14 protein-coding genes are annotated in these 12,083 nt (G+C 40.6%); 8 read left to right on the forward strand and 6 right to left on the reverse strand.

Going from position 1 to position 12,083, the window contains the following annotated elements:
- The first annotated feature begins 14 nt into the window (after positions 1-14).
- From queC to ACXAEA_RS11290, 4 genes are read left to right on the forward strand one after another with little or no spacing between them, the layout of a single operon-like run.
- Positions 15-671 (forward strand): 7-cyano-7-deazaguanine synthase QueC, encoded by a 657-nt coding sequence (queC, locus tag ACXAEA_RS11275; RefSeq protein ID WP_475095973.1) that lies wholly within the window; start codon positions 15-17, stop codon positions 669-671.
- Positions 671-1,147: a 6-carboxytetrahydropterin synthase QueD gene (gene queD / locus ACXAEA_RS11280; protein ID WP_475095974.1), complete on the forward strand. Its 477-nt coding sequence runs from the start codon at positions 671-673 to the stop codon at positions 1,145-1,147. The genes queC and queD overlap by 1 nt, the downstream gene beginning before the upstream one ends.
- Positions 1,140-1,868: a 7-carboxy-7-deazaguanine synthase QueE gene (gene queE, locus ACXAEA_RS11285; RefSeq protein ID WP_475095975.1), complete on the forward strand. Its 729-nt coding sequence runs from the start codon at positions 1,140-1,142 to the stop codon at positions 1,866-1,868. The genes queD and queE overlap by 8 nt, the downstream gene beginning before the upstream one ends.
- Positions 1,869-1,888: 20 nt before the next feature.
- Complete coding sequence (locus tag ACXAEA_RS11290) at positions 1,889-2,428, forward strand: VUT family protein (RefSeq protein WP_475095976.1); 540 nt, start codon at positions 1,889-1,891, stop codon at positions 2,426-2,428.
- Between the two features lie 219 nt (positions 2,429-2,647).
- Here ACXAEA_RS11290 and ACXAEA_RS11295 read toward each other — a convergent pair whose 3' ends face one another.
- The 5 genes from ACXAEA_RS11295 to ACXAEA_RS11315 form a co-directional block, all read right to left on the reverse strand.
- Entirely contained in the window at positions 2,648-3,280 is a 633-nt protein-coding gene (locus tag ACXAEA_RS11295; RefSeq protein ID WP_475095977.1) for a hypothetical protein, read from the reverse strand.
- Between the two features lie 17 nt (positions 3,281-3,297).
- Positions 3,298-4,677, reverse strand: coding sequence for a selenium-binding protein SBP56-related protein (locus ACXAEA_RS11300; protein ID WP_475095978.1), 1,380 nt, complete (start codon positions 4,675-4,677; stop codon positions 3,298-3,300).
- A gap of 221 nt (positions 4,678-4,898) precedes the next feature.
- The gene (locus ACXAEA_RS11305) at positions 4,899-5,933 is read right to left on the reverse strand and encodes an ABC transporter permease subunit (protein ID WP_475095979.1); all 1,035 of its coding nucleotides are present in this window, start codon (positions 5,931-5,933) and stop codon (positions 4,899-4,901) included.
- On the reverse strand, positions 5,930-6,844 hold the full coding sequence (locus tag ACXAEA_RS11310) for an ABC transporter permease subunit (protein WP_475095980.1): 915 nt from the start codon (positions 6,842-6,844) through the stop codon (positions 5,930-5,932). Before ACXAEA_RS11310 ends, ACXAEA_RS11305 begins: the two co-directional genes overlap by 4 nt.
- 100 nt (positions 6,845-6,944) lie before the next feature.
- Complete coding sequence (locus tag ACXAEA_RS11315) at positions 6,945-7,778, reverse strand: SDR family oxidoreductase (protein ID WP_475095981.1); 834 nt, start codon at positions 7,776-7,778, stop codon at positions 6,945-6,947.
- 133 nt (positions 7,779-7,911) lie between these two features.
- Between ACXAEA_RS11315 and ACXAEA_RS11320 the strand changes: the two genes are divergently transcribed.
- From ACXAEA_RS11320 to ACXAEA_RS11335, 4 genes are all read left to right on the forward strand, one after another.
- Positions 7,912-8,205 (forward strand): hypothetical protein, encoded by a 294-nt coding sequence (locus ACXAEA_RS11320; protein ID WP_475095982.1) that lies wholly within the window; start codon positions 7,912-7,914, stop codon positions 8,203-8,205.
- A gap of 209 nt (positions 8,206-8,414) precedes the next feature.
- Positions 8,415-9,449, forward strand: a complete 1,035-nt coding sequence (desA, locus tag ACXAEA_RS11325) for a Delta(5) desaturase DesA (RefSeq protein ID WP_475095983.1) — start codon at positions 8,415-8,417, stop codon at positions 9,447-9,449.
- 120 nt (positions 9,450-9,569) lie between these two features.
- On the forward strand, positions 9,570-10,709 hold the full coding sequence (locus ACXAEA_RS11330; protein WP_475095984.1) for a sensor histidine kinase: 1,140 nt from the start codon (positions 9,570-9,572) through the stop codon (positions 10,707-10,709).
- Complete coding sequence (locus tag ACXAEA_RS11335; protein ID WP_475095985.1) at positions 10,706-11,305, forward strand: response regulator; 600 nt, start codon at positions 10,706-10,708, stop codon at positions 11,303-11,305. Before ACXAEA_RS11330 ends, ACXAEA_RS11335 begins: the two co-directional genes overlap by 4 nt.
- 95 nt (positions 11,306-11,400) lie before the next feature.
- Here the strand turns inward: ACXAEA_RS11335 and ACXAEA_RS11340 are convergent, their stop codons facing one another.
- Positions 11,401-11,781 carry a nucleotide excision repair endonuclease gene (locus ACXAEA_RS11340; RefSeq protein ID WP_475095986.1) on the reverse strand — a complete coding sequence of 127 codons (381 nt, stop codon included), beginning with the start codon at positions 11,779-11,781 and terminating at the stop codon, positions 11,401-11,403.
- Positions 11,782-12,083 lie beyond the last annotated feature (302 nt).

Genomic DNA, 12,083 nt, shown 5'->3' on the forward strand with positions numbered 1-12,083 from the left:
AAGGAGTCTTTCTTATGAAAAAGGAAAAAGCTGTTGTTGTTTTCAGCGGCGGGCAGGATAGCACAACGTGTTTGTTCTGGGCATTAGAGAATTTTACCGAAGTGGAAGCAGTGACCTTCGATTATAATCAGAGGCACAGCACAGAAATTGACTGTGCAAAAGAAATCGCTAAAGAGCTTGGTGTGAAGCACCATGTCCTGGATATGAGCCTGCTGAACCAATTGGCTCCAAACGCACTGACCCGAAAAGATATTGATGTAATAGATGGAGAAGACGGAGGACTGCCTTCCACATTTGTTCCAGGCCGAAATCTATTATTCTTATCTTTTGCAGGAGTTCTGGCGAGTCAGGTGAACGCAAAACACATCATAACAGGCGTTTGCGAGACAGACTTCAGCGGCTACCCTGATTGCCGGGATGTTTTCATTAAGTCTTTGAATGTTACATTGAACCTGTCGATGGACGAAAACTTTGTGGTTCATACTCCATTAATGTGGCTGAATAAAGCAGAGACGTGGAAACTTGCTGATGAGCTTGGCGCTTTTGAGTACGTCCGCACAAAAACAATGACATGCTACAACGGGATCATTGCAGACGGGTGCGGCGAATGCCCAGCCTGCAATCTAAGAAAAAAAGGGCTGGATGAGTTCCTGAAGGGGGCTGACTTATAATGTTCGGATTCCGTATTGTAGAACAGCTGCAAAAAATAGATCAGGATATTAGCAGAGAACAATTGAAATATCACTCAAAACGAGTTCTAGTAAGCAAAGAATTCACATTCGATGCATCTCATCATCTTCACGACTATGAAGGTAAATGCAAGAATCTTCACGGCCATACGTACAAAGTCATATTTGGATTGAGTGGGTTTGTTGATGCACGCGGGTTAATGATGGATTTTGGAGATATAAAGGACATTTGGAAGTCAGAAATAGAAGTACATCTGGACCATCGTTACTTGAATGAAACTTTACCGCCAATGAACACAACTGCTGAAAATATGGTGGTCTGGATTTATGAGAAAATGGCAGAGTCACTACACCAAAGGCAGGATTTATACAACGGTGCAAGGGTTGAATTCGTAAAGCTCTACGAAACTCCTACAAGCTTCGCAGAAGCAAGACGGGAGTGGATGGAGAATGAGTAAGATTCCTGTGATGGAAATATTCGGTCCGACAATCCAGGGTGAGGGAATGGTCATCGGCCAGAAAACGATGTTCGTCAGGACTGCAGGATGTGATTATTCATGTGCATGGTGTGATTCATCTTTTACATGGGATGGATCTGGCAAAGAATTAGTCAGACAAATGGAAGCAGAGGAAATTTGGTCAGAATTGAAAGCAATCGGTGGTGATGGTTTTTCTTTTGTCACCATTTCTGGAGGAAATCCTGCGCTGCTGAAAAATTTATCAAGTTTCGTGGATTTATTAAGGGAAAACAATATTAAAGTTTGCCTTGAGACACAGGGAAGCAGGTGGCAGGATTGGTTTTTGCAAATTGATGAACTGACCCTTTCCCCAAAACCCCCGAGTTCAAGGATGCAAACAGACTTTGAAATATTGGATTTCATCGTGGATCGGTTGTACAGCAGCCAATCTGCCCAAAATACCAGCCTGAAAGTGGTTGTCTTTGATGAAACAGATTATGAGTATGCTAAGCTTGTTCACCACCGATATCCAAAAATCCCATTCTATTTGCAGGTTGGAAATGATGACATTACCACACCAGATCAACAGAAGCTAGTGTCCTCTTTGCTCGATAAATATGAAAGGCTTATTAACATGATCATCATAGACAAGGAAATGAAAAATGTCAGAGTTCTTCCGCAGCTCCATACATACATCTGGGGCAATAAGCGGGGAGTTTAGATAAATCAGGAGGTAATAATATGAGAATCTTTTTATATTTAATTTCAATCATTACAGCGAATGTCATTACCGCTGCATTTGCACCGCTTCACCTTGGAATGTTCATTGTACCAATGGGAACTTTACTGATCGGAGCGACATTCATCTTCAGGGACTTGGTCCAAAATAAATATGGCCGGGCGAAGACGTATATGTTCATTGGTGCAGCACTTATCTTATCCGCATTAGTTTCATTCATTTTAGGAGACACATTATTGATCGTTTTTGCTTCAGCATTGAGCTTTGCAGTTGCTGAAACGACGGATACTGAAATTTACACAAGGCTCAAGCTTCCAATGAGCTGGAGAGTTTTCTACAGCGGTTTGGTTGGCGGCCTGCTTGATTCAGTAATCTTCGTCATTATCGGTTTAAGCCCGATTGGGGCAAACTTCCTCCCATGGGAAGCCGTCCCTGCAGCCATCCTGGGACAGGTGATTGTCAAAACAGCTATACAGGCAATTGGGGCGATGCTGTTGAATCCAATAAGCAATCTATTTAATAAGAATGCTCTTTCTAATTAAATTACTAAAGGTGCTGATTAAGAAAATCAGCACCTTTTTTATTGTATAGGTATTTGTAAAATGATTCGTTACGGTAAACAACATATTGTGTTCTTAATCCAGCTCCTGCGCCTAGCCCCTCGAGACGCTTCGGTCCTGCCAATGAAGTCAAAGAGCGACTTCAATGTCAGCCCCTCCACCGCTTGTCGGGGCTGAACAAGGCGCTTCCGCTTTTTGTTCTCAGTGAATATGCTCTTGTCCTGTACCACTGCCCATTACGAATAGAATGACACCTACAGCAATTAATAAAATTGCCCAGGCTAATTCAAAATTAACCAGATACCGCTTAAACTTCGCAATGCCCAGGTGGTAAACTGACAAGGCAATCACTGTCATCGAAGATAGCATGGCGATTTCATGCACAATCCATAGCGGAACAAGGTCAAAAATGTTTTCTGCACTTAGAATAAATGGGGCAAACAATAAACCCGATCCATGAGTCGAAGAAGCCAGGAAAGACCAGATAATCAGCTGGCCATAACCTACGTTTAAGCCACCAGCCCATCTGAAGTGTCGATAGTACCGAAAAAGCCGATATATCCCATAGGCGATTATAAATAAAGCTATTCCTAAATGGACAGTAGCCAGAGGGAAATGGAAACGGGCGGCTGATTGTGCTGCTATGACAATTCCGTCACCTAACATTTGGCCTGTGGCAATAGGGATGATTGCATAAAACAAAACCCGTTTTTGGTTTCTATGGATGGCCAGGAAAACTGCGAATAACCATCCCATTGCAGGATTCACTCCATGAAATGCACCTAATAATGCAGCAGCTGCCATCTGGTTTTCAGGAGAAAATAACGTTTCCATATCCATTCACTCCCGACTCACGGATAACAAAAAGTATCTGTAGAGCAGTCGCCGCCTTCAAGCCTGATCTGATGGGCTCTCATTCCTTCAAACTCAATAAGGAAATCTGAATCGATTTCCATCCCACCCTGAGGTTTGATATTCACTTTAACCATTGCACCCTTGATTCCACCTGGATAAAACTGATCATCCCAGGCTTTATATAATGAATTTGTGAAATAAGCGCGCTTGCCATCCCGGCTTAATTCCACCATTTGCGGACCGCCAGTTATCAATTTTCCATTTGGATGGGGCACTGGAGTGGCTATACCACCAATTTTAACAGTGTCCACAAGTATCGGATTAAACGGATCACTGACATCATACTGGATCAACTCACCAGTTCCCCAGCAGGACACATATAAAAATCGGTCATCGAGGGAAAGGACCATATCTGTGACGAGTGGGGGCACCGCCCCGACATCTTTTAGAGCAGGAGGGAGTGTTTCAGGCGAAGCTGCTGCAGCAGGTATTTCAATAACTTTTTTTGCTTCCCACTTGCCATTCTCACGATACCAGACCCATATGGAGCTAGCCAGATTCGTAACATCAATAACCACACTTGCAAATCCATACGTCTTCCTTGGGTCGTGTGCCGGCCTCAATTCAAGTACCATTTGGTGATGGTCGCCAAAATCTATTTCCTGGATATGGCTTCTCGTCCTGCTATCAAAGAAATGGAGGCTGTGTCCATATTTCTTCTGCATCAGGGCATTTAAATCCAGGCCGTTTTCAAATAAATCAGGGGTTGCCCAGCCGCTTGATACGGTCACATCATGGGCTATATGCCACCAGAAATCGTATGCATAATGCTGTGGACCTCGATCCATTTCCCATGCACCTAATACATTAAAATTAAAATGGTCAAGCAGGAGGATGCCGCCCGGACCACCATCTCCATCAGCAGCACCGAGAGCACTGATGAATATTCCTTCCGGACCACAGTGGACAGTATGGAGACGGCTGTAACCAGTCCGTTTTTTGATCTCTTCAGGTTCAATTGTCTTAATTATTTTTGGCTTTCGGGGATCAGGTTTCGTATCAGCTATATAAATCCTTGAGGAACGGATGCCGGGCAATACAAGATATCTTCTTTCAAGTTGTGGATGAAATGCAGTAGGGCAAAGTGCTGAGCTGCAGGCGTTCCATCCAAAATGATGTAGTTCATCATTTCCTTCACCAGGTAAGTCAAGTTTGTAGATGAGTTCTCCATAAGTCCGGGAAGAAGGATCCAAATCAACCACCCCAATTGCATCAGGGTTCAACAACGCTACATACGCCAATTTTTCACTTGGTGCTTCCATCGCTGACCTCGGGGAAGGATAAAAAGAAGGATCTGTACCAAATAATCTCGTCATAAGAAGTTCATCCTTTCTAGTTGCTTCAAAGGTTATACTTTAAAGTATTATTATTCCGAGCAATATAGTCATGTTAATGCATAAGAAAATTTTTATATTTGACCTTGAATTCAATTCCCGAATTTACTCAAGTCAGCGAAGTAGACCTGAAAAATAGCTTAACTGACAAACGGAAAACCCCCTTTCCATTTGAAAAGGGGGTTCTCCGTTTAAGACACCATTTAAGAAACGTCCTTTGCGGAGTTATTTATCAAAATAAAGTTTTGATCTTTGCCAATATTATGATTCGGTGGCTGTTTCATTTTTCGTTGCTTTTGCTTATTTTTTGATGATGTTTTAATCATTACTTCATTTTTACCTTCTAGATTAGCAACTAACTCATTCTTGATCACAATAATCAGAACGAAAATAATCATCAGCATGATAAATGAACTTAGTGCAATATAAGGTGCGAACTTCATCCACCAGAAGTTTTGGCCAGTTAGGCCGGCAAGCTCATTCGTAATCGATTTCGTTTGTGAAGCATTAAATATTTTTTCTTTATGAGGTCCTCCTATGAAGATGCTGAACATCGCCAAGCCCAGCATAATTTGCAAAGTTTGAATTACTTCCTGTACAAAAAGCAGGGGAAGCTGTGGTTTTAGGTGGGGCATAACATGCCTGGTTAAAATATGTCGTCTATTGGCACCCAATAAAATTGCACTTGTTATAAAAGATTTTGTTTTTATCTCCTCAATGTAATCAGTCGTGAAGAAGAATATTGTCGGAAATCCCAGCATCAATAAAACGATGAGCTGGTACTCAATCTTCGCGATGATTGAAATATCATTATACATCCAAGCAATCCCGATCATATAAAAAATCCCAATCAAGAGAACAGGGACATATCGAAAGGGCAGAAGAAAAGCTTGAATGAATGCTTTTAAAGCAGGGACCCAAATGGAAACGAAAATACCAAAAACAGCCCCTATAACCACTCTAAGAAAGGATACGACAACAATTAATATTATCGTGTATTTAATGCCATCAATGATAAGCAATATATTATCGCGTCCATCCCGGTCTGTCCCTAAGAAATATTCATTGTTAGGGGGATGGGGAGGGGGTTTTAAGATTTCTCCTTTGCCATCATAAATATCCTGAAGGTTTGAACGGTAATCATCTGGTCCGACAAAATTATATAAAACGCTTCCTAAAAATAGTAATAGCAGGATACCCAGACTGATTTTCGTTCTTTTATAGCTATTTTTTTTCATAATTGAATATCCCCCCGGTTCCTTACAACAAAAACTTTAATAAACAGTTTAATAAGTGCCTCAAACAATAAAATCGGCACAATAAAAAGGACAAGCATATAAACTAGAGGCAATACATGGTCTCCACGCAGTATCTCAAAAAATATTAATGTAGTATAAGCTTTAATAAAATACATATTTTCGACAAGCACCAGGTTCGATAAAAGCATGTAGAGGATAACCCGGAATTTCAGCATAAAAACAGGCAGTACATTGCGTATCATATGGACCGAATAAATGTACAGCTTCGAAAGTCCTTTTGAAAAACCCACATGGATATACAATTCATCTTCCTCATCTTCCATACTTTTAAGAAGGAATATAGCAAAGATGATAGCCGGTAAAATCGAGAGAACAATGACCGGAAAAGTAAATGGACGATTAGACCCAAAACCGTACATTGTAAATAACTTATAATCATATTTCCAGTACAAAAAAATGTGAATCGTATTTAAGATAAAGATAAACGTCAAATCGGGCAGCCCTTCGAATAAGTCCAGGAATGCTTTTATCTTTTTTCTTACCCTAAAAGGGGAAAGCATGACAATGAAAGCAATGATGCTGCCAGCTATGACGACACTAGCCAGAGAAACACCCAAAATACTATAGGAATGCTTAAAGCTATCAATTAGCATTGGATTTGCAGTAAATTCAAAAAAAGGAATGGATTGATAATCTGCGAATTGCCTGAAGTTGTTCTCGAATTCCTTGACAAAGACTTTAATATTAAAACCTACATGGTCCCCTTTAAATTCAAAGCCCAAGTGAAATGAAAGAAAAAAAACAATCCCTAGTATGGATGTCAGGAATAAGAGAAGATAATAGCCAGTTTTTTGTGCTGCCTTCAAAATGGTTTGAGATTTTATTTTCACAAGAATTCTCCTTTCAGAATTCTTAAAATTCTACAAAGTGGTAAAAAAACCCTTTTATTAAAAGAAAAAAACTCTTTCCGTTTGAAAAGAGTCATTCAACTTATTTATTGTTCAGCTTATTTATCACTATTTTCTCAATCACTTTCCATGAAAGAAGATTCTTTAAAAAAATCGTTCGACTTACACCTTTTCCAACAGGATACCTAAGTTTACTTTGTCTATTGGAAGAAGCAATCCCCGCGACCAGTTTCGCTACTTCAAGAGGATCTCCATAGGCAGCTTCACCACTTTTCACCTCATTCAATATCGAAGCCATCGACGATTCATAAGGTGAATTTTCTTGTAGGGAAACATTTTCAACACTTTGCCAAATATTTGTCCTATAGGAGCCAGGCTCGACTAGTACGACGTCGATTCCAAATGGTTTAAGTTCAAGCCTTAAGCTCTCACTAAAACCCTCAAGTGCATGCTTTGACGCTGAATAGGCAGACAATCCAGGAAAGCCAAACTTTCCGCTGATACTGCTCATATTGATGATCAATCCTGATTTTTGCTCTCGCATAAGTGGGAGTACGGCCTTGGCAGTTGCCACGGCTCCAAAAAAATTCGTTTCGAATTGAAGTCGATAATCATCCACTGAAAGTTCCTCGCAAAAACCGCCCTGAGCATATCCGGCATTATTCACCAGTACATCAACAGAAGAGAGGAGATCCAAATGTTTTGCAAATTCATCAATCGAATCCTTTGACGTAACATCCAGGGGAAGTACTTTAATATTTCTGCACACTTTTTCAGCTTCGGCAACTCTCAGCAAAGCATCTGATTTTTGTACATCGCGCATAGTCGCTGTTACTTGATATCCTGATTTAGCTAATTCAATTGCAATTAACAGCCCAAATCCGCTTGACGAACCCGTAACGATTGCATTTTTCAAAATCTCACCTTCTGAAATCTCTTTTTTTTCATTCTACAGGTAAAATCTCATTTTGAATATGAACTTATGTATCTTTACAACCATAGTGGAAAAAATGAATGAATGTGGATTTTATCTTGCAGGGAGTGAGCAAATGACGAAGGAAGAGGCATTCAGACTCCTAAACTTAATCGAATATGCATATCCTCTTGCCATGCTAAGGAGTGAAACAGTCATTCAATGGATGAACCATTGTGATCTGATGGAGTATAGCCAGATACACAGGAACCTGATGAAACATATTCGCACGAATCGATATCCACCATCATTTCGTGAAATTGTTTCAGAATCGAACATTATATTGGGAGCAGGACTGAAATGGGTAGAAGAATATTCGATTAGAGTTAACCATCGGACAAAGGAAGGGAATGGCAAACTTAATGAATAAATAAAAATTCAGCAACAAAAATTAATAACAAATAATATTACCTGGTCATAATTCTGAAAAACTTGATTAAATCAGCATTTCGAAGTAAAAAAATTATCGAAACATGACATTTGTCATGTGTCATATATGACACCTGCTACTGCACAAATTCATTTCCCTTATTTATAATTTGGGTAACTTACAAATCCGAAAGGGGAATTTTTATCAAGATGGCAACACACAACACAAAAGAACTCAGAAAACAGGTCGCCCCTTATGAGAACTCGAACACAAAAGACAGTATCATTCAAATTATAAACACGGTTATCCCATTTTTGGCATTGTGGTTTCTGGCATATAAAAGCCTTTCCGTTTCCTTTTTACTGACACTAGGGATTGCTGTTGTTGCAGCTGGATTCATGATCAGGATCTTCATCATTTTCCATGACTGCACACACCATTCATTTTTCAAGAACCGTACCGCTAACAAAGTAGTGGGAACACTTACCGGTGTTATCACAATGTTCCCATATAGTCAGTGGGGACATGAGCATTCGGTCCACCATGCGACGAGCAGCAATCTGGACAAGCGCGGCACAGGAGATATCTGGGTCATGACGGTTGATGAATATTTGGCTGCACCATTCTGGCAAAAGCTTGCATACAGAATGTACCGCAATCCACTTGTTATGTTCGTATTGGGGCCAATTTATATCGTCTTAATCACAAATCGTTTCAATCGCAAAGGCGCAAGAATGAAAGAGCGCTTGAACACCTACCTGACAAATGCATTGATTTTTGGAATCTCTGCGCTTCTGATCTGGGCGATTGGCTGGAAGGCATTCGTGATGGTAGAAGGACCAATCTTCTTCATCGGAGGAATGTTCGGCATCTGGCTTTTCTATGTACAGCATACTTTCGAGGATTCCTATTTTGAAGCAGACAAAGATTGGGAATACGTGAAAGCTGCAGTTGAAGGGAGCTCTTATTATAAGCTTCCTAAAGTACTCCAGTGGATTACCGGAAACATCGGCTACCATCACGTTCACCATTTAAGCCCACGTGTACCAAACTATAAGCTTGAAGAGGTTCACAATAACACTAAGCCTTTACACAATGTGCCGACAATCACACTTTCAACAAGCTTAACTTCATTGCGATTCCGTCTTTGGGATGAAGGAACGAAGCAATTCATCAGCTTCAAAGAGTTGAAATCGATGCAGCATAGCAGCAAATTAACGGCTCAGACAAAGCCTGAACTTTAATTACCGCTCCCCTTAACCATGGTTGCAACAGAACCCTGGATTGAGGGGAGATTTTTTGTAAGCGTCCCATTTTTCTTATGGTAAAATGGAATCAGTTATTCATAAAGCAGAGGTATTGATATGTTCAAGAGGTTTTTCAATTCACTTAGAAGTACAGGGATATCTCCATACATATGGACAATTCTCGGAATATTGCCTTTTTATTTCATTTGGCAATTGCCAACAACAATCGGCATAGTCGTCGGCATCATTCTGACTTTATTGTTTTTCCTGGTGTACTGGCTGGCATTTGTTTCAAGGGGCTGGACGGTTTACATTTGGACGTGCATTTTGATCGGGATTTCTATAGCATCTGCCAGCTTGTTCAGCTATGTTTATTTTGCTTTCTTCATTGCCTATTTTATCGGGAATATTAAAGACCGGATTCCTTTTCTTGTGCTGTATTTCATTCACCTTGTTGGCACCTCGATTGTCATCAATTTTGAAATCGTCCTGCAGGAGGACTTTTTTATAAGACAGCTGCCCATCATTGTGATTGTCTGGATCAGTGTCATCCTGCTGCCATTCAGCATTTATAACAAAAATGAGAGAGGACAGCTTGAAGAGAAACTCGAAGATGCAAACAAGCGGATATCAGAACTGGTAAAATTAGAAGAACGCCAGCGGATTGCCCGTGATTTACATGACACACTAGGCCAAAAGCTCTCATTAATCGGACTAAAAAGTGATTTGGCCCGTAAATTAATTATTAAAGATCCTGATCAAGCAAGGGAAGAATTGAAGGATGTTCAACAGACTGCCAGGACTGCATTGAATGAGGTCAGAAAAATGGTAGCTGAAATGAGAGGAATACGCGTCCGTGATGAACTTGTGCATATTAAACAAATTCTGAAAGCGGCAGAAATCAAGTTTGTCGGTAACGATGAAGATTTCAATATAATCAACGTATCCCTTCTTTCAGAAAACATACTGAGCATGTGCCTGAAGGAAGCAGTGACTAATGTAGTAAAGCACAGCAAGGCGTCTGCCTGCAGCATCAAAATAAAGCAAACCGAAAAAGAACTAAGTGCAGAAGTAAGCGATAATGGCGTCGGAAATATCAAGGATGAGGATTTATATAAAGGAAGCGGGCTTCAGGGTATGAGGGAGCGCCTTGAATTTGTGAATGGAACCCTTGATCTAAATTCAACGGATGGAACAACTCTTTTAATCAAAATACCTAAAGTTCTGAAGCAAGGGGACAGGGAGGAGCTTATATGATTCGGATTGTCATAGCGGAAGACCAACGCATGCTGCTGGGGGCATTAGGCTCCCTGTTGAGTCTTGAAGATGATATGGATGTAGTAGGAAAGGCGAGCAACGGGGAGGAGGCAGTTGCAATTGCAAAGCAGCTGAAGCCTGATGTCTGTATCATGGACATCGAAATGCCTGGCAAGACTGGTCTTGAAGCGGCGGAAGAATTGAAAGGCCTTGGCTGCAAAATCATCATATTGACCACCTTTGCCCGGTCAGGATACTTTCAGAGGGCCTTGAAGGCTGGTGTAAGTGGCTATTTATTGAAGGACAGCCCAAGTGAGGAATTGGCCAGTTCGATTCGCAGTGTGATTGGCGGGAGACGTGTATATGCACCTGAATTGATGGATGATGTATACAGCGAAGAAAATCCGCTTACAGAAAGGGAAATGGAAGTTCTCGAACTGGTTGCTGATGGTAAAAATACAAAGGAAATCGCCGGCCAGCTAAGCATCACAACCGGCACCGTCCGAAATTATATATCCACCATCCTGGATAAGCTTCAAGTAACTAACAGAATAGAAGCAATCACCCAATCGAAGGAAAAGGGTTGGTTTAAATAGAAAGAGAGCCTGAAAATATGTTTCAGGCTCTCTTTTGCTTCAATGTTACCGAGCTCCTATTGAAGAGGAATCAAAACCAAAAGATGTTTGAGAGTTTACTCCTGGTTAAAAAACACTTTTTCAACATTGTATTTTGCTTTCAGCGTATTGATTGCAAAGGTTTCATAGATTTCTCTGTCTACTGGATCTTGTACCGTGATGCAAGCAATCTTGTTAACCTCGTGACGATGATTTTTGATTGGAGAAACATTGTCCTCAAAATGTTTTTTCACTCGAGGTCTTAATTTACGCGCTTTGCCGACAAACATCAATTCATCGTCAGAGTTGAAAAACAAAATGATTCCGCCTTTATCCCTTGGGATCCGGTGGTAATCTGTGAAGCCATATTCGCTGCTGATCACGGCCTCAACCTTTTCTCCTAATTTCTTGCTTCTCGTAATCACCACATCTGGTGATGGCAGTTCTATCTTGATCATTCCTAATCACTTCCTATTCTTCAATTAGTAAATCGTACCACAGGCTAAATTGAAAATCTACATATTATTATTTTGCCCAATTTAAACGAGCATGACGCCTGAAATTTGAGGAGAAACAACGAGATGGAAAATACATCAATGGATTCGATTGATTCACTTCAAGTAATTATGAGCTTCTCAGTATAGATGTTTGATTCATTCAGCTTTTCCGATTATCTACTTCAAAGTGTTTAAATCCAGGCATGATTTTGACAGCTTTTCCGATTTTTTCGCTTCGACCTGTCTAAATGGATTGCCTATTC

The organism is Mesobacillus sp. ABV4_180 (assembly GCF_056158485.1).